This is a genomic window from Streptomyces araujoniae (genome assembly GCF_050871195.1).
GTDB classification, from domain to species: domain Bacteria; phylum Actinomycetota; class Actinomycetes; order Streptomycetales; family Streptomycetaceae; genus Streptomyces; species Streptomyces bacillaris.
Genome location: NZ_CP194070.1, coordinates 2,914,062 through 2,932,385, shown reverse-complemented (window position 1 = coordinate 2,932,385; position 18,324 = coordinate 2,914,062). Strand labels below are relative to the sequence as shown.

The window sequence follows — 18,324 nt, the reverse complement described above, 5'->3', positions numbered from 1 at the left end:
CCGGACGGTCACCTGAATCCAGACTGAGAAACGTAAAGCAGCGACGTCCAGTCATCGTTCGACATAGGAGACATACCGTGACATCGGCTGTAACCATTCCCAGGCACGGGGGCACTGGAGGGCGTACGGCCGTCGCGGCGCGAGCGCGGCAGGTCGTCAAGGCGTACGGCAGCGGGGAGACCCGGGTCGTCGCGCTCGACCATGTCGATGTGGACATCGCCCGCGGGCAGTTCACGGCGATCATGGGCCCGTCCGGCTCCGGCAAGTCGACGCTGATGCACTGCCTGGCCGGTCTCGACACGGTGACGTCGGGCGAGATCTTCCTCGACGAGACCGAGATCACCAAGCTCAAGGACAAGAAGCTCACCCAGCTCCGGCGCGACCGGATCGGCTTCATCTTCCAGGCGTTCAACCTGCTCCCGACGCTCAACGCGATCGAGAACATCACGCTGCCCATGGACATCGCGGGCCGCAAGCCGGACGCCGAGTGGCTGCGCCAGGTCGTGGAGACCGTCGGGCTCGCGGAGCGCCTCAAGCACCGCCCCACCCAGCTCTCCGGCGGCCAGCAGCAGCGCGTGGCGGTCGCCCGGGCGCTCGCCGCCAAGCCGGACATCATCTTCGGTGACGAGCCCACCGGAAACCTCGACTCCCGGGCCGGCGCCGAAGTCCTCTCCTTCCTCCGCAGATCGGTCGACGAGCTGGGCCAGACCATCGTCATGGTCACCCACGACCCCGTCGCCGCCTCCTACGCGGACCGGGTCCTCTATCTCGCCGACGGCTCCATCGTCGACGAGATGTACGACCCGACGGCGGACCAGGTCCTCGACCGCATGAAGCACTTCGACGCCCGTGGGCGGACGTCATGACCGTCTGGAAGACCTCCCTGCGCAACTTCTTCGCGCACAAGGGCCGCATGGCCCTCTCCGCGGTGGCGGTGCTGCTCTCCGTGGCGTTCGTCTGCGGCACGCTCGTCTTCACCGACACGATGAACACCACCTTCGACAAGCTCTTCACCATCTCCTCCCCGGACGTGACGGTCAGCCCGAAGAACGCCGGGGAGAGCGACGAGCAGCCCATCGACGGCAAGCCCGCCACCCTGCCCGCCTCGCTGGTCCAGCAGGTCGGGAAGGCCGAGGGGGTGAAGCGGGCCGAGGGCGCCGCCTTCTCCATGGCGGTCACCGTCGTCGACAGCGACAACAAGAACATGGGCTCCGAGACCGGCGCCCCCACCATCGCGAGCAACTGGACGCAGAACGACCTGCGTTCGATGGAGATCACCTCCGGACACGCGCCCCGTGGCCCCACCGAGGTGATGGTCGACGCCGACACCGCGAAGAAGCACCGGCTCACGATCGGTGACGAGCTGCGCACCATCGCCGTCACCGGTGACATCAGGGCGAAGATCAGCGGCATCGCCTCCTTCACCGTCACCAACCCGGGCGCGGCCATCGTCTACCTCGACACGGCCACCGCCCAGAAGCACCTGCTGGGCGCCCCCGACGTCTTCACCCAGATCCTGGTGACCGCCGAGAGCGGCGTCAGCGACACCCAGCTCAAGAAGAACGTGGCCGCGGCCCTCGACGGCTCCGCCGCGTACAGGCTCCAGACCCAGCAGGAGGCCGCCGACGCCAACAAGGACGACATGGGCGCCTTCCTGGACGTCATGAAGTACGCGATGCTCGGCTTCGCCGGGATCGCCTTCCTCGTCGGCATCTTCCTCATCGTCAACACCTTCTCGATGCTGGTCGCCCAGCGGACCCGCGAGATCGGTCTGATGCGGGCCATCGGCTCTAGCCGCAAGCAGGTCAACCGGTCCGTGCTGCTGGAGGCGGTCCTCCTCGGCATCGTCGGCTCGGTCCTCGGGGTCGCCGCCGGTATCGGGCTCGCCGTCGGGCTGATGAAGCTGATGAGCGCCGTGGGCATGGAGCTGTCCACCCGGGACCTCACCATCGCCTGGACGACCCCCGTCACCGGCCTCGTGCTCGGTGTCGTCGTCACCGTCCTCGCCGCCTACATCCCGGCCCGCCGGGCCGGCAAGGTCTCCCCGATGGCCGCCCTCCGCGACGCCGGGACCCCCGCCGACGGCAGCTCCGGCCGGGTCCGCGCCGGGATCGGGCTGCTCCTCACCGCGGCCGGCGGTGCCGCCCTGTGGGCGACCGCGCAGGCCGACAAGGCCACCGAGGGCTCGGGGCTCCTCGCCATCGGGGTGCTGCTGACGCTCATCGGCTTCGTCGTGATCGGCCCGCTGCTGGCCGGAGTCGTCGTCCGCGCCCTCAGCGTGGTCGTCCTGCGGCTCTTCGGCCCGGTCGGCCGGCTGGCCGAGCGCAACGCGCTGCGCAACCCCCGGCGCACGGGGGCGACCGGCGCGGCCCTGATGATCGGGCTCGCCCTGGTGGCCTGCCTCTCCGTCGTCGGCTCCTCCATGGTGGCCTCGGCCACCGAGGAGCTGGACAAGTCGGTCGGCGCCGACTTCATCGTCCAGGACAGCGGCGCGGGACGGCCGATCGTGCCCCAGGCCGCCGAGGCCCTGCGCGCCGTGCCCGGCCTGGAGCACATGACGGACTACACCTACCTCAAGGCGAAGGTCACCACGCCCGACGGCAGGACGGCCGACGAGGGCATCACCGCCACCGACCCCACCTATCAGAAGGACGTCCGCCGCACCGCGCTCTCCGGCGACCTCGCCCAGGCGTACGGGAAGAACGCCATGTCCGTCGGCGAGGACTACGCGGAGAAGCACGGCGTCAAGGTCGGGGACACCCTCACGGTCGCCTTCGCCGCCGGGGAGACCGCGCGGCTGAAGGTCGCGGCCATCACCTCCGACGACACCAACATCGACCGCGGCGCGATGTACACCGACATCACCACGGCCACCTCCTACATGCCCGCCGACAAGATGCCGCAGAACGTGGCGATGTTCGGCAAGGCCGAGGAGGGCAAGGAGAAGGAGGCGTACGCGGCCCTCAAGAGCGCCCTCGCGGAGTACCCGGTCTACAAGGTGCAGAACCAGGCCGACTTCAAGGAGGACCTGAAGAACCAGATCGGCCAGCTGCTGAACATCGTCTACGGCCTGCTCGCCCTCGCGATCATCGTCGCGGTGCTCGGTGTGGTGAACACGCTCGCCCTCTCCGTGGTCGAGCGGACTCGGGAGATCGGCCTCATGCGGGCCATCGGCCTCTCCCGCCGCCAGCTCCGCCGCATGATCCGGCTGGAGTCCGTGGTCATCGCCCTCTTCGGCGCCCTGCTCGGACTGGGCCTGGGGATGGGCTGGGGCACGGCGGCCCAGAAGCTGCTGGCCCTGGAGGGGCTGGAGGTCCTGGAGATCCCGTGGCCGACGATCCTCACGGTCTTCGCCTGCTCGGCGCTGGTCGGACTCTTCGCCGCCCTCGTCCCGGCCTTCCGGGCCGGCCGGATGAACGTCCTCAACGCCATCGCGACGGACGGCTGAGACCCGGCCGGGACGGAGCCGGCGCGGCCGGGCGGGCCGGGGTTCCGCGCGGCCGTGCCGGTGGACGCCCGAGGCGCTCGCCGCCACGGCCGCGACGGACGGCCGGGGCCCCGGTAGCCGACGCGGCGACCGGTAGGGTCACCGTCGCTCGGACTCCCAACTGGCCTCTGGTCAGCCGGTGTTCACCGTAGGATGGCCGACAGGTCCCGGGGTGTTCCTCCAAACGCCCCGGGGCCGAACACGTTCCCCCGACAGCGCTCTCCCAGACCGGTGAGCGCTGTCAGCTTGTTGCACGCGCGGTCGCCGCCGTGTGCAGCAAGCTGACACGACTACGCCTCTGCGTCCCCGCCCCGCGCTGGCATCGTCGTCCGTGCCGGGACCCACCCCGGCCCGGACGCCAACGCCGAAAGGGGACAACGTGTTCAGGACTTCGCCCCACCCGAAGCCGCGCCGCTCGCCCCGTACCGCCGCCGCCCTCACCGCCGGGACCGCCCTCGCCGCCGTCACCTTCCTGGCCGGACCCGCGGCGGCCGCCGCGCCCCAGCAGACCGCACCCGCCGCCCCGGTCGCCTCCGCCGCCCCGACCTCGCCGGCCGGTGAGCACGAGCCCGTCACCCGGCTGGTCTGTACGGAGTCCGGTGCCATCGGCCAGCTGCCGCCGGAATCCGTGCCCGGCCAGGTGTGCAAGCTGGTCAACGGCTGGGACTAGGGCCGGACCGATCGTGATGCGGTTTCAGCTCCTGGGCCCGCTGGCCCTCGCGGACGGCCCCGATGTCGTCGTCCTCCAGCCCTCCAAGCCCGTCATCCTGCTCGCCGCGCTCCTCCTGAACGCCAACTCCACCGTCTCCGCGGAGTACTTGCAGCGGGCGGTGTGGGGCGAGGACCAGCCCGCCACCGCCAAGGCCGCACTCCAGACCTGCGTCCTGCGGCTGCGCCGGCTCTTCACCAAGCACGGGGTCACCGGCACCTCCATCGAGGCGGTCCCCGGCGGCTACCGGATCACCGCCGGACCTCCCACCCTGGATCTCCTCGGCTTCCGCGACCAGGTGCGCCGGGCCACCGCCCTCGCCCGGGACCCGGAGGCGGAGCTGTACACGCTGAAGGACGCCCTCTCCCTCTGGCAGGGCTCGCTGCTCGCCAACGTACGGTCCGACGTCCTGCACCGGGACGAGGTGCCCCGGCTCTCCGAGGAGCGGCTGCGGGCGGTCGAGCGGGTCTGCGACCTGCTGCTGGGGCTCGGGCGCTGCGGCGAGGCGCTGGTCGACCTGTGGACCGCTACGCGCGTATATCCGGGGCACGAGCGGTTCCACGAACAGCTCATCGAGGCCCTCTACCGCACCGGCCGCCAGTCCCAGGCCCTCGCTGAGTACCGCAGGGTCAAGGGCTTCCTCCTGGACGAGTTGGGCGTGGACCCCTCGCCGTCCCTGCGGCAGCTGGAGCTGTCCATCCTGCGCGGCGAGGACCTGGGCGCCGCCGCCCCCACCGTGCCCGCCGCCCCCACCGGGACCGTGACCCCCACCGGGACCGTGGCCTCCGTGACCGCCGCCTCCTTGCCCGGTGTGCCCGTGCCCGGTGTGCCCGCCCTGGAGGCCGGTGCGCCGGAACCGGGGCCGTATCCGGCGCCCGCCCCCCGGGTCGTCCAGGGCGCGGCCGTTCCGCCCCCGGCCGCCGCCCCCGTGGTCGGGCCCGTCGCCGCCGTACCGCACTTCACCGGCCGGGCGGCGGAGGCCGAGGCCATGGCCGCCCGCCTCACCGCCGAGCCGCCCCCCGGCACCGACGGCCAACGCCCCCTCGCCGTCCTGGTCTCCGGCGCCCCCGGCATCGGCAAGACCGCCCTCGCCCAGCACGTGGCCCACCTGGTGCGGGACAGCTTCCCGGCCGGACGGCTGCTCGTCCGGATGACCCGCGCGGACGGCCACCCCCGTACGGCGGACGAGGTCGCCGCCGACGTGGCCGCCGCGCTCGGCCCCGGCGGAACGGGCGGAACGGGCACGGCGGTCGGGCGGGCGCTGCTGATCCTGGACGACGTGGTCGACGCCGACCAGGTCCGCCCACTGCTCACCCCCGGGGCACGCGCCACCCCCGGCACCCACCCCGGAGCCCCCGACCTGGCCGTCGTCGTCACCAGCCGGATGGGGCTCGGCGGCCTCATCGCCACCCACGGCGGCTGGGTGCACCGGCTGACCGCCTTCACGGAGGCGGAGTCGTACGCGTTCCTGCTCGCCGCCCTCGGCACGGAACGGGTCGAGGCCGAACAGCGCGCCGCCCGCCGGCTCACCGCCCTCTGCGGCCACTTCCCGGCCGCCCTGCGCATCCTCGCCGCCCGGCTGCTCACCCGCCCTGGGCTGCGGCTCGGGGACGCCGTCGACTGGCTGGGCGGCGACCCGCTGGCCCGGCTCACCCTGACCGACTCCCCGGACCACTCGGTGAGCGGCCTCTTCGACCGCGCGCTCGGCCGCCTCGACCCCCGGCTCTCCGAAGCCCTCCTCCGCATCGGCACCGGGCCGCCGGACCTCCTGCGCGAGGACGCCGGCCCGGACGGCACGGAGGAGCACGACCACCCGTCCGTTCCCGAGGACGTCCTGGAACAGCTCGCCGACGCCGGGCTCCTGGAGGACGGGCCGCCGGGCCCGTACCGCGTCCACGATCTGCTCCGCGCCCACCTGCGAAGAACCGTCCGGATCCGCAACCGCCGCACAGAGAAGGTGTGATCCCCATGGCCGAGAGCGCCGCCCCCGCACCCGCCGCACCCGCCACCGGGTCCGCACCCAGCGCCCCCACCGGGTCCGCCCCCGCCCCCACCGGCGCCTTCGACGCGCTCGCGGCGACCCGCCCGCGCATCCGCCGGGACGTCCTGTTCACCGAGACCCCCGGTGGCGTGCTGTTCCACAACGCCGACGGCGGCTTCCACCTCACCGGCCGCACCGCCTACCGCTTCGCCTCCCTCGTCGTCCCCCACCTCACCGGCCACCACCGGCTGGACGAACTGTGCGCCGGATTCGGCCCGGCCCAGCGGGCGATGGCCGCCGAGCTGGTCAAGACGCTGTACGCGCGCGGCTTCGCCCGCGACATCCCGGCCGGCGAGACCACGGCGAGCACGGCCGGAGCCGACGGGACCACCGCGACCGCCGGGGACGACGGCCTCCCCGAGGACATCGCCGAGCGCTTCGCCGCCCAGATCGCCTACGTCGACCACTACACCGACGGGGCCCCCGCCCGCTTCGCCCGCTACCGCGCCACCCGCGTCGCCGTACTCGGCGACGACGAGACCGCCCGCTGGTGCGCGCTGAGCCTGGTGCGGAACGGCTGCGCCCGGATCGGCACCACCACCGCCCACGACGACGTGACCGCCGAGGCCGCCGGGGCCGGAGCGCGGATCGAGACGGTCACCGCCCCGGCCGGGGCGGAAGCGGACTGGGCCGGGCTGGCCGGGTACGACGTCGTCGTGGTCACCGGCGCCGGGGCCGGGGCGCGCACCCACGCCCTGCTGGCCGCCGGGGTCCCCGAGGGCGTCACGGTCATCCCCGCCTGGATCTTCGGCCGCCGCCTGATCGTCGGCCCGCTCGCCACCGCCACCTCCACCGGCTGCTGGTCCTGCGCGCTCCTGCGCCTCGGAGCCAACGTCGACGCGGGCACGGCCGCCGCGCTGTGGAGCGAGGCGGCCGGAGCCGTACCGGTCCCCGGCGACGCCCTGACCGGGCCGGTCGCGGCGATGGTCGGCAACCTCGTCGGCTACGAGATCTTCCGCCTCACCACCGGCGCCCTCCCCGCCGAGACGTCCGGCCAGCTCCTCGTCCAGGACCTCGCATCGCTCGACGTGATGGCCGAACCGGTCCACCCGCATCCCCGCTGCACCCGCTGCGCCGCCCTGGCGGCCGACCAGGCCCCGGCCCCCGCCGCGCTGCCGGACGCCCTCGCGCTGCCCGCCACCCCGACCGTGGAGACCGCCCGGGACGCGGAGGCGCTGGTCGAGGAGTTGAACCGGATCAGCACGGCGCTGGTGCGCCCGTACACCGGGATCTTCAGCCGGTACGACGACGAGGAGCTGACCCAGACCCCGCTGAAGCTCAGCCGGGTGGAGGTGGCGCTCGGCGGCGGGGTGCGCCGGCGGATCGCCGCGTTCGACGTGCACCATCTGGCGGGGGCGCGGCTGCGGGCGCTGTACGCGGCGGCGGAGGCGTACGTCGAGCACGTCGTGCCGCTCGTGGAGGCCCGGCAGGACGGTCGGGGGGAGGCGGTACGCACCCTCGTTCCCGCCGACCTCACGACCGGCGGCGGCACCGGGGCCGAGCCCACCGCCTGGGCGGCGGCGGCCTCGCTGATCACCAAGGAGCCGGTACGGGTTCCGGCGGCGGCCCTGCGCCCCTTCGGCCCGTACAACCGGGACCGGGCGCAGCTGGCGAGCCGGGCCGGTTCCGGGGCGGGCGGCAGCGCGGCGGAGGCGGCCGGGCAGGGGCTGCTCTCGGCCCTCGCGCACGACGCGCTGGTCCGGGCGGTGCGGGGGGCCACCACGGTGAGCCCGGTCGCGGCCGACGGCGACGATCCGGAGCTGGTGTTCCTGCTGAAGTCGGCGGCCAACCTGGACATCGCGGTGGAGCTGCTGGACCTGGGGGAGGAGGGGCGCACCTCGGCCCACGCGGTCCTGGCCCGCGAGGCGAACGGCCCCTCCGTCCAAGGGGGTTCGGACGGTGAGCCGTCCGACGCCTCCGCGCAGGGCCGCTGGGCGGTCGGGGCCGGGCTCTCCCGGCGCGCGGCGGCCGCCTCGGCCCTGCGCGACCTCCTCGGGCAGGTCCAGCTGGCCGCCGAGGACCCGGGGGCGGTGGTCGACCTCGGTGACCCGCTGCTGGGGGACCTCGCCCCGGCGGCGATCGCGGTCGGCGGGGAGTCGGTGGCGGTGAAGGGGGCGGAGACGACGTTCGACGCGGTGCTGGACCGGCTGCGTGCCACCGGGCGCGACGCGCTGTACGCGGACACCACCCCGGCCGACCTCCCGGCGGGCTCCATCGCCACGGCCCGGGTCCTGGTCACGGTGGACTCCCTCATCCCGGGTGGCCCCGATGCCCGTTGAGACACCCGTGGCCGCCGCCCCACCCGTCCTGGGGGAGTCCACCGCCCTGTTCACCGAGCTGGTACGGGCCGGGCTCGCCCCGCACGCCGAGGCCGGGACTCCCCTCCTGGACGTCCAACCCCTCGGAGTGCAGGACGCGTTCAGGGCGGAGGCGGTCCCCGCCGACGCTGCCGTCCCGGTCCGCTACTACGGCCGCCACGCCGTCATCGGCCCCTTCCCGGCAGCGGACCCCGCAGGTCCCGCCGGGCCCCGGCTCCCCTGCTCCCGCTGCCTGGAGCGGCGCTGGCAGGCCGTCCGCCCGGTCTCCCTGCGCGAGGCGCTGGAGCTGGGCGAGGGGACCCGGGCGGCGGGCCCGTCCCCGTATCTCACACCCTTCGCCGCGGAGGCGGTGGCCGGGCTGATCGCCGCCCGGCTGACCGGCGGCGGACCGGAGACCGGGGCCTTCCCCGCCGTCCACCTGATCGACCTCCAGACCCTGACCGTCCGCCACTACCCGCTGGTCCCGGACCCCGAGTGCCCTCACTGCGCCACCCCCGAGCCCGACACCGACGCGGCCGCCACGATCACCCTGAAGCCCGCGCCCGAGCTGCGCCCCGGCAGCTTCCGGGTCCGGGACATCGGGACGTACGAGCTGCCGATCGAGCCGTACGCCAACCCGGTCTGCGGCTCCCTCGGCCCCTCCGTGGTCCAGGACGTCTCCTCCACCTCCACCTCGGCCACCATCGGCTGCTTCTCGATGCGTTCGGGCCCCTATCTGCGCGAGACGTTCTGGGGCGGGCACGCCGACACCTTCGCCGAGAGCGTGCGGATCGGGGTGCTGGAGGGGCTTGAGCGGTACGCGGGGATGCGGTCGCGGGCCAAGCGCGCCCAGGTGCGCGCGAGCCTGGACGATCTGCGGGCGGACGGCCGCGCGGTGGTCGACCCCCGGACCGTCGGGCTCTACTCCGACGCCTTCCACGCCGCCAACCCCCGTGTCCTGCCGTTCACTCCGGACCGGGAGATCCCGTGGGTGCGGGGCTGGTCGCTGCGGGACGAGCGGACGGTCCTGGTGCCGGAGGTGCTCACGTACTACCACGCGCCGGGCCTGGAGAACCGGTTCGTGCAGGAGAGCTCCAACGGCTGTGCTTCGGGCGGGGCGTTGGAGGAGGCCGTCTTCTTCGGGCTGATGGAGGTCGTGGAGCGGGACGCGTTCCTGCTCTCCTGGTACGGGCGGGCCGCGCTGCCCGAGATCGACCCGCGCACCAGCCGCCGCCCGGCCACCCGCCAGATGGTGGACCGGCTGGAGATGTACGGCTACGAGGCCCGGTTCTTCGACACCCGGATCTCCTTCCCGATCCCCGTCGTCACCGGGGTCGCCGTCCGCCCCGACGGCGGTCTCGGCCGGATGTGCTTCGGCGCGGGCGCCGGACTCGACCCGGAGGCCGCCCTCACCGGGGCCCTCTGCGAGATCGCCACGGACGCCGTCAACCTCCAGGGCCGCACCGAGCGCGACGAGGAGCGGCTGCGGGCGATGGCGTACGACTTCGACAAGGTGGCCGCCCTCCACGACCACCCCCTCGCCTACGGCATCCCGGAGATGGGCGACCACGCGGACTTCCTGCTCGGCGCCCCCGGCTCCGTACGGCAACCGCCACTCTCCTTCGAGGAGTTGTACGGAGACGGGCCCGGCGCCCGGCCGGTCCTCCCGGTCTCCGGTGATCTGCGCGAGGACCTCCGGAGCTGCGTGGACGCCGTCACGGCCGCCGGGTTCGACGTGGTCGTGGTCGACCAGACCATGCCCGAGCAGCGGGCCCTGGGGCTGACCACGGTGAGCGTCCTCGTGCCCGGTCTGCTGCCGATCGACTTCGGCTGGACCCGGCAGCGCGCCCTGCGCATGCCCCGGCTGCGGACCGCGCTGCGCGAGGCGGGGCTGCGGACGACGGACCTCACCGACGCCGACCTCAACCCGGCCCCGCACCCGTTCCCATGACCGTCCCCTCCTCCCGCCCCCTCTCCCGTCCCTCCTTCTGCCTTCCTGCCGTGACCAAGGAGCCCGCCATGGGATACGCCCATGAATACGCCGACGCGATCATGCACCGCGGCCGGGTCCCGATGGACCCCGCCGATTTCGTACCGAACTGGCAGGACGGGCCCCGGAAGGCCAAGTTCTACCCGGGCGCCGACGGCTTCCCGCTGCCCGACGCCCCGTACCCCGCCGACGCCACGCTCGACCGGGGCCTGTTCGCCGAGGGCGCCCCGGGTGAACGGAGCACGGAGGGAGGGGAGTTCGACCTGGTGACCCTCTCCGGGATGCTCCGCGACTCCTACGGGCTCACCGGCCGCCGCCTGGGCGTCCAGGCCAACACCGACCTGAGCGCCCTGCCCTTCTACCCGCTGGCCAACTGGTCGCGCGGCTCGGCCTCCGGCGGCGGGCTCTACCCGGTCGCCGTCCACTGGGTCTCCGGCCCGAGCGGCCCCGTGCCGCCCGGGGTGCACTACTACTCCACCCGGCACCACACCATGCAGCGGCTGCTCACCGGCGATGTGACCGGCCGGGTGCGCGCAGCCCTGGGGGAGGGGGCGCCGGGGCCGGAGACGGACCAGTATCTGGTGCTCTCCATCAAGTACTGGCAGAACGCCTTCAAGTACAACAGCTTCTCCTTCCACGCCGTCTCCATGGACCTCGGCGCCTGCGTCCAGACCTGGCGGATGTGGGCGGCGGCCCGGGGGCTGGCCGTCGAGCCCGCGCTCTGGTTCGACGAGGAGCGGCTCGCGGAGCTGCTGGGGGTGGACCCGAAGGCGGAGGGGATCTTCGCGGTCGTGCCGTTGAAGTGGGCCGGATACGAAGGGAGTCCGGGGCACCCGCCCGCCGCGCCGGTCTCCGTGCGCCGCAAGGACGTCGAGCGCTCCCGTACCGTCCTCACCTTCGACACCCTCCTGCGGATGCAGGCCGCCACCTCCGCCGACGCCACCGCCCGCCCGGCCCCCGGAGCGCTCGCCCCGGCCGCCGCGCACCCGGTCGACCCGGCGGCGGAGGAGGTCGAACTGCCGCCCGCCCGGCCCCTGGAGACCGACGTCCGCACCGCGCTGCGCGACCGCCGCTCCAGCTTCGGCCGGTTCGACGCCCAGCAGCCGGTCACCCGGCCCCAGTTGGCGGCCTGCCTCGCCGCCGCGGCGGCCGGATCGCGGCTCGGCGGGGACACCGGTGACGTACGGCTGGCGAAGCTGTACGTGTTCGTCAGCCATGTGGAGGGGGTGGAGCCGGGGTCGTACGCCTACGACCCCGAGCGGGGCAGCCTGCGGCGGGTGAAGGAGGGGCGGCCGGGGGAGTTCCTCCAGCGGAACTACTTCCTGGCCAACTACAACCTGGAGCAGGCCGGGGCCGTCCTGGTGCCGACCGTCCGGACCACCGCCGTGCTGGACGCCGTGGGGGACCGGGGATACCGCCTGGTCAACGCCACCATCGGGGCCGTCGCCCAGTCCCTCTACACCGCCGCGTCCGCCGTCGACCTGGGCTGCGGGGTGGCCCTCGGCTTCGACAACATCTCCTACATCGAGGAGCTGGGACTCGACGGGACGGGCGAGGCGCCGCTGCTCATCATGATGATCGGCAACGAACGGCCCGCGCCGGCCGACTTCCGCTACGAGATCGCCTGAGCGGGGGAGCGGACATGAGTTTCGAGACGAACCCCTCGGGCCTGCGGCCCGCCTTCATGGTCCGGGTCGCCGGGCTGCCGGTCGAGAGCGTGCACGCGCTGCGCTGCCCGGACAGCCGCCGCTGGGCCGACGAAGTCCTGGACGAGTCGGCGCAGTTGACGCTGGTCGCGGAGAAGGCCGGGGACCGGCTCCACGACCTGATCGGCGGCAGCGACGACGAACCGCTCCGCCGCGCCCTGCTCAAGCTGCGCCGGGACATCTTCAACAACCGGCTGCCCGCCGCCGACGCGGCCGACGCCCTGCTCACCCGGGTCCGCGCCCTGGACCCCGCCGCGGCCGCCACCCTCACCGACTGGCTGACCGGCCGCCGCGCCCTGGACGAGCGGCGCGGGGAGGGGGCCGCGCTGCTGGCCGCCGAGACCGGCCGCAGCCGCGCGGCGCTGCGTGGGCTGGCCGGCCACGAGCGGCTGCGCCGGGCCCTGCTGCTCGCCTCCCCGGCCCTGGACGCCCAGCTGGACGCGTACCGGCGGACGGCCCCGGCGGACGGCGACCGGCCCGGCAAGAAGCAGCGCAAGATCGAGCGCTCGCTGCTGAGCTACGTGTACCGGACCGCGTGCAAGACGAGCCCCTTCTCCACCTTCACCGGCGTCGCGCTCGGCTCGCTCACCGGATCCGACGGGCTGCGGCTGCGGGTGGACGAGGAGTGGCGGGCGCAGGCCCGGCTCAACGTCGTGGCGCTCGGCCGCCTCGCCGACGCCGTGATCGCGGACCCGGCCCGCCGCGCCGATCTGCCGGTCGCCCCCGCCTCCGGGTGGGGCCGCGACGACGACCGGGTGCGGTACGTGCGGCGGTGGGTGACGGCGGGCGACGACGACACGGCCGTCACGTTCGACGCGGTGAAGGACCGGCTGTTCTTCCTGCGCCGCAGCGGCACCCTGGACCGGCTGCTCGGCCTCTTCGAGGAGCGGCGGGGGAGCGTGCTGCGGTACGGCGAGCTGGTCGAGTGGCTGGCCCGGGACCAGGGGGCCGCCCGCGAGGAGTGCGAGCAGTACCTCGGGGCGCTGCTGGACGTGGGCATGGTCCAGGTGCCGTGCCTGCGGACCGAGGTGCACGACACCGACCCGCTGCGGGCGTTCCAGGGGGCGCTGGGGGGGCTGGAGCGCCCGTGGGCCGACCGGCTGGCGGACCGGCTGGAGGGGCCCGCCCGGTGCGTCGAGTGGTTCGCGGACGCCTCGCCGGAGGAGCGGCGCGTGCTGCTGGACACCCTGCGGGCCCAACTGCGGGCGGTCCAGGAGGAGGAGCTGGGCGCGGAGCGGGCGAAGGTGCCGCAGACGCTGCTGTACGAGGACGCGGCGGCGGGCGGCCGGGGGCCGGTGGCCGGCGTTCCGGGAAGTGCCGCGGGCAGCTCGGGCGCTTCGGGCGCCGCGGACGGACCGGGAGGCGCTGTCGGTGGCTTGGACGGACCGAGCGGCTCGGGCGGCTCGGGCACACCGGGCGCAACGGACGGCTCGGGCGCACCGGACGGCTCGGGCGCGCCGGGAGGTGGCTCGGGTGCTGCGGGCGGCTCCCCGGCGGGTGTGCGGACGGAGCTGGATCCCGCCGCCTGGGCCGAGCTGGCCGCCCGGCCGCTGGCCGCCGTCGAGCGGGTGCTGCCCGCCTTCGACCTCACCCTGCCGCAGCGCATCACCTTCGAGGGGTTCTTCCTCGCGCGGTACGGGCACGGGGGCCGGTGCGACGACCTGCTGAAGCTGGTCCACGACTTCCACGAGGACTTCTTCGACCAGTACATGACGTTCACCGCCACCCGCACCCCGTACGACGCCGACGGCACCTACGTCCCCGAGATCAACTGGCTGGGCCTGGAACGGCTGCGCGCCCTCGACACCGCCCGGCGCACCTTCACCGCCCGGATGACCGCCCTGTCGGAGGCGGCCGGGCCGGAGGCGGCCGAGGTGCGGGTGGACGACGGATTCCTCGCCGAGGTCGCCGGGCAACTGGAGGGACTGGCACCGGACTTCGCGCCGATGAGCCACCACCTCCAGATCGCCGACCGCCCCGGCGACCCGCTCGTGGTCCTCAACCGGTCCTACGGAGGGGTCTCGTTCCCCTTCAGCCGGTTCACCCAGCTCTTCGACGGGCTCGACGAGCGGCTCCTGGCCGGCGCGGAGACCCTGGTGCCCGAGGGCGCCGTCCTGGCCGAGGTCACCGGCGGCCCGGTCACCAGCAACCTCAACCTGCACGGCAGGCTCGTCCCGTACGAGATCGTCTGCCCGGGCGAACGCGGCACGCTGGAAGCCGAGTTCAGGATCACCCTGGACGACCTCTTCCTGGTCCACGACCCCGAGGACGGCCGGCTGGTCCTGCGCTCGGCCCGGCTGGGCCGCGAGGTGATCCCCGTCTACCTCGGCTACCTGGTCCCCCTCGCCCTCCCCGAACTGCCCCGCACCCTGCTCCTCCTCTCCCCGACCTCCATGGCCCCGCTCAACGTCTGGGGCGGGGTCCCCGAGGGCGCGCCGGACGCGGGCGGGATCACCACCCGGCCCCGGGTCCGGCACGGCTCGCTGGTCCTCAGCCGGCGCAGCTGGAGCGCCCCGGCCACCGCCCTGCCGCTGCACCGGGCCGGGGTGCCGGAGGACGGCTGGTTCCTGGACTGGCACGCCTTCCGGCGCGGACACGGCCTGCCCGACCGGGTCTTCGCCACCGTCTCCGACACCGGGGCCCGGGGCGCGACCGGGGCCAAGCCGCAGTACCTGGACTTCGACAGCCCGCTCTCCCTGGCGGCCTTCGAGGCCCTGATCAGGACCCCGGAGGCCCGGGTGGTGTTCCGCGAGGCGCTCCCCGACGAGGACGCCCTGCACACCGTCTCCGGCCACGGCCGCCATGTCGCCGAACTGGCCGTGGAGACGGCCGTACCCGCCCGCAGGAGGACCCCGTGACACTCCCCACCGCCCCCACCGCCACGCCCGACGGCACCACCGGCGCCTGGCAGGCCACCCATGTCTTCTACGCCGCCAACCCCCGCCCCTTCCTCCTGCACTGCGTCCGCCCGCTGGTCGCGGAGCTGGAGGCGGACGGGCTGCTCGCCGGGTACTTCTTCATCAACTACTGGCTGGAGGGCCCCCACGTACGCCTGCGCCTGAAGCCGTCGTCGCCCGGCGCCGAGGCCGAGGTGGCCCGCCGCACCGAGCAGGCCGTGGACGCGTTCCTCGCGGAGCGCCCCGCGCTCTACGAGGTCGACTCCGGGTTCCTCAACGACTTCTACAACACCCTCTTCGAGATCGAGTTCCCCGGCAGCGAGCGCGGCCACTACACGGACGACCAGGGCCGGATGAACCTGCGCCCCAACAACTCCCGCCACCGCGAGCCCTACGAGCCGGAGTTCGGGAAGTACGGCGGCCCGGCCGGGATCGAACTGGCCGAGTGGCACTTCCGCCACTCCAGCGACCTGGTCATCGACGCGCTCGCCACCAAGAACCTCCATCTGCGCACGGTCCTGCTCGGCACCGCGGCCCAGCTGATGATGGTGATGTCGTCGACGTTCCTCCCGGACCGCGACGAACTGACCCAGTACCTGGACAGCTACTACGAGTTCTGGCACCGCGCCTTCCCCGGCACGGGTTTCATCGGCACCGACGAGTACGACCGCAACTACGCCCGTACGGCGGACGGGCTGCGCGACCGGTTCGCCCGCGTCCGGGCCGCCACCGCCCCGCCCGGGAGCCCCCGCTCGCTGCCCGGCTCGCTGGCCGGCTGGGCCGAGCACTGCGCCGAACTCCGGGACCGGGCACGGAAGCTGGCCGTCGACGGGGACCTGGTCTTCCGGTCCTGGGACGGCGAGCGGGACGAGCGGATCACCGACCCGGAGATGGCGCTGCCGCTGCTGCTCTCCCCGTACCTGCACATGACCAACAACCGGCTGCACGTGACGATCCGGGACGAGGCGTATCTCAGCCATGTTCTGGGCCGGGTCCTCAAGGAGTCCGCGTGAGCGCATCCGGGGCACCCGGGGTGTCCGGAGCGCCCGGCGGGCCCGGGGCCGCCACCGGGCTCGCCGCCTACCGGCCCGAGCTGCGCCCCCGCGTCCTGCTCAGCGACCCGCTGCTCGACGGGGCCGCCACGGTCCACCTGATCAAGGACACCGGCAGCGGCAACTCCTTCAAGGTCGGGCCGAAGGAGCACTTCCTGATCGCCCGCATGGACGGGGAGCGCAGCCTCGCGGAGATCGGTGAGGAGTACGCGGGGGAGTACGGGCGGCGGCTCGGCGACGCCCACTGGCAGCAGATCCTCACCATGCTCGGGACCAAGGGGCTGCTGGCCGGAACGCCCGCGCAGGCCGCACCGGTCACCCCGCCCGAGCCGCGCACCCTCCTGCGCGGCACCCTCCCCCTGGTCGCCGACGCCGACGCCACCACCGCCCGCCTCCACCGGGTCCTCGGCTTCCTGCTCACCCCCTGGGCGATGGGGCCGCTGCTGGTGCTGGTGGTGGCCATGGAGGCGCTCGTCATCGCCCGTTCCGGCGAACTGCTCACCGCCGTCGGGGAACTGTTCACCAACCCCGTCCTGCTGACCGGCACCGCGATCCTGCTCTGGGTGAGCACCGCCCTCCACGAACTGGCCCACGGCGTGGTGGCCCGGCACTACGGCGGCCGGGTCGCGGAGATCGGGCTGCGATGGCGGCTCCCGGCCGTGATCATGTACTGCACGGTCGACAACTACCTCTATTTGAAGGGTCGTTGGCCCCGTATCGCCACCGCCCTGGCGGGCGCGGTGATGAACCTCCTCTTCCTGCTCCCCTTCTGCGTGCTGTGGCTCCTCGCCCCGCTCGACGACGCCACGCACGAGGCGATCTCCGCGCTCCTGCTCCTCGGCAGCGTCCAGGCGTTCGCGATGCTCGTGCCGCTGCCCCCGCTCGACGGGTACAAGATCGCCGGTCAGCTCGCCGGGGCCACCGGACTCGCCGCCTCCACCGGCCCCTACCTGCGGCTCGCCCTGCGCCGCGCCCCGGAGGCGGCCGCCTACCCCCGCCGGGCCCGAATCGCCTACCCGGCCTACGCGTTGAGCACGGTGCTGGTTCTCGCCGCTCTGGTCGCGGCGGCCGTCGCTGGCGTCCATCATCTGCTGACGGCCTGATCCCCCTCCGGGCCCCGAAGCCCCCTGTTCCACCCCAAGGAGAGTTCCATGACGTCCACCGCCCCCCGCACCCCGCACGACCCCCCGGTGGAACCGGCCGCCGGGTCCGCCGCCGTCGCGCTGACCGGCGTCCACAAGACGTACGGCACCACCCGGGCCGTCGACGGGGTCTCGCTGACCGTCGAACGCGGGGAGTTCTTCGGGCTGCTCGGGCCCAACGGGGCGGGCAAGACCACGCTCGTGGAGATCATGGAGGGCCAGCGGCGCGCCGACTCCGGGACGGTGGCGGTCCTGGGCGAGAGCCCCTGGCCCCGCAACACCGCCCTGCTGCCCCGGCTCGGCGTGCAGACCCAGACCTCGTCGTTCTTCGTCCGGCTGACCGCCCGCGAGCACCTGGTCACCATGGCCGCCCTCTACCGGTGCGACGCGTCCGCCGCCGAACGGGCCCTCGCCTCCGTCGGCCTCACCGAGCAGGGCTCCACCCGGGTCGACGACCTCTCCGGCGGACAGCGGCAGCGGCTCGCCATCGCCTCCGCCCTGGTCCACGAGCCCGAGCTGATCTTCCTGGACGAGCCGACCGCCGCCCTCGACCCGCAGGCCCGCCGCTCGCTCTGGCAGGTGCTCCGGGACCTCAAGGGCGCGGGCCGCACCATCGTCTACACCACCCACCACCTGGACGAGGCCGAGGCGCTCTGCGACCGGGTGGCGATCATGGTCGACGGCAAGGTCGCCGCGCTCGACAGCCCCGGCCGGCTCATCGCCGCCTCCAGCCCCACCACCCGGCTGCTCGTCCCGGCCGACCGGCTCAGCGTGGAGCGGGCCCGGGCCATCCCGGGCGTGGACCGGGTCACCGTGGAGGGCGGCTCGGTCGTCCTGGAGACCCTCACCTCGGGCCCGGTGCTCGCGGCCGTGGACGGGATCGCGGGACTCCAGGGCGTACAGACCAGGACGGCGAGCCTGGAGGACGTCTACCTGTCGCTGACCGGCGCCGAGGCGCCCGGGCAGCAGCAGCCGCAGGCCTAGCCCTCCCGCCCCGCCGGCG

At 74.1% G+C, this 18,324-nt stretch carries 11 protein-coding genes; all 11 read left to right on the top strand.

Going from position 1 to position 18,324, the window contains the following annotated elements; all coding sequences use genetic code 11:
- The first annotated feature begins 77 nt into the window (after positions 1-77).
- The 11 genes from ACQ9ZG_RS12365 to ACQ9ZG_RS12315 all read left to right on the top strand — a co-directional run bounded on the left by ACQ9ZG_RS12365 (position 78) and on the right by ACQ9ZG_RS12315 (position 18,305).
- Positions 78-866, top strand: a complete 789-nt coding sequence (locus tag ACQ9ZG_RS12365; protein WP_032780862.1) for an ABC transporter ATP-binding protein — start codon at positions 78-80, stop codon at positions 864-866.
- The gene (locus ACQ9ZG_RS12360; protein ID WP_499280480.1) at positions 863-3,448 is read left to right on the top strand and encodes an ABC transporter permease; all 2,586 of its coding nucleotides are present in this window, start codon (positions 863-865) and stop codon (positions 3,446-3,448) included. Before ACQ9ZG_RS12365 ends, ACQ9ZG_RS12360 begins: the two co-directional genes overlap by 4 nt.
- Positions 3,449-3,866: 418 nt before the next feature.
- Entirely contained in the window at positions 3,867-4,157 is a 291-nt protein-coding gene (locus ACQ9ZG_RS12355) for a hypothetical protein (RefSeq protein ID WP_499280479.1), read from the top strand.
- A 16-nt stretch (positions 4,158-4,173) separates the two neighbouring features.
- Positions 4,174-6,159, top strand: coding sequence for an AfsR/SARP family transcriptional regulator (locus tag ACQ9ZG_RS12350; protein ID WP_499280478.1), 1,986 nt, complete (start codon positions 4,174-4,176; stop codon positions 6,157-6,159).
- Positions 6,160-6,164: 5 nt separating this feature from the next.
- The gene (locus tag ACQ9ZG_RS12345; protein WP_499280477.1) at positions 6,165-8,516 is read left to right on the top strand and encodes a TOMM precursor leader peptide-binding protein; all 2,352 of its coding nucleotides are present in this window, start codon (positions 6,165-6,167) and stop codon (positions 8,514-8,516) included.
- Positions 8,506-10,485, top strand: a complete 1,980-nt coding sequence (locus ACQ9ZG_RS12340) for a TOMM precursor leader peptide-binding protein (protein WP_499280476.1) — start codon at positions 8,506-8,508, stop codon at positions 10,483-10,485. Before ACQ9ZG_RS12345 ends, ACQ9ZG_RS12340 begins: the two co-directional genes overlap by 11 nt.
- 68 nt (positions 10,486-10,553) lie before the next feature.
- The gene (locus tag ACQ9ZG_RS12335) at positions 10,554-12,152 is read left to right on the top strand and encodes a nitroreductase family protein (RefSeq protein WP_499280475.1); all 1,599 of its coding nucleotides are present in this window, start codon (positions 10,554-10,556) and stop codon (positions 12,150-12,152) included.
- Positions 12,153-12,166: 14 nt separating this feature from the next.
- On the top strand, positions 12,167-15,088 hold the full coding sequence (locus ACQ9ZG_RS12330) for a lantibiotic dehydratase (protein WP_499280474.1): 2,922 nt from the start codon (positions 12,167-12,169) through the stop codon (positions 15,086-15,088).
- On the top strand, positions 15,085-16,140 hold the full coding sequence (locus ACQ9ZG_RS12325) for a lantibiotic dehydratase C-terminal domain-containing protein (protein ID WP_084994964.1): 1,056 nt from the start codon (positions 15,085-15,087) through the stop codon (positions 16,138-16,140). The genes ACQ9ZG_RS12330 and ACQ9ZG_RS12325 overlap by 4 nt, the downstream gene beginning before the upstream one ends.
- Positions 16,137-17,282, top strand: a complete 1,146-nt coding sequence (locus ACQ9ZG_RS12320; RefSeq protein WP_375138370.1) for a site-2 protease family protein — start codon at positions 16,137-16,139, stop codon at positions 17,280-17,282. Before ACQ9ZG_RS12325 ends, ACQ9ZG_RS12320 begins: the two co-directional genes overlap by 4 nt.
- A gap of 48 nt (positions 17,283-17,330) precedes the next feature.
- Complete coding sequence (locus tag ACQ9ZG_RS12315) at positions 17,331-18,305, top strand: ABC transporter ATP-binding protein (protein ID WP_499280472.1); 975 nt, start codon at positions 17,331-17,333, stop codon at positions 18,303-18,305.
- Positions 18,306-18,324 lie beyond the last annotated feature (19 nt).

What these genes read in the sequence shown, in the direction of transcription:
- ACQ9ZG_RS12360 (WP_499280480.1), top strand. Translation starts at nt 863, where the DNA reads ATGACCGTCTGGAAGACCTCCCTGCGCAACTTCTTCGCGCACAAGGGC.
- ACQ9ZG_RS12350 (WP_499280478.1), top strand. Translation starts at nt 4,174, where the DNA reads ATGCGGTTTCAGCTCCTGGGCCCGCTGGCCCTCGCGGACGGCCCCGAT.
- ACQ9ZG_RS12345 (WP_499280477.1), top strand. Translation starts at nt 6,165, where the DNA reads ATGGCCGAGAGCGCCGCCCCCGCACCCGCCGCACCCGCCACCGGGTCC.
- ACQ9ZG_RS12340 (WP_499280476.1), top strand. Translation starts at nt 8,506, where the DNA reads ATGCCCGTTGAGACACCCGTGGCCGCCGCCCCACCCGTCCTGGGGGAG.
- ACQ9ZG_RS12335 (WP_499280475.1), top strand. Translation starts at nt 10,554, where the DNA reads ATGGGATACGCCCATGAATACGCCGACGCGATCATGCACCGCGGCCGG.
- ACQ9ZG_RS12330 (WP_499280474.1), top strand. Translation starts at nt 12,167, where the DNA reads ATGAGTTTCGAGACGAACCCCTCGGGCCTGCGGCCCGCCTTCATGGTC.
- ACQ9ZG_RS12315 (WP_499280472.1), top strand. Translation starts at nt 17,331, where the DNA reads ATGACGTCCACCGCCCCCCGCACCCCGCACGACCCCCCGGTGGAACCG.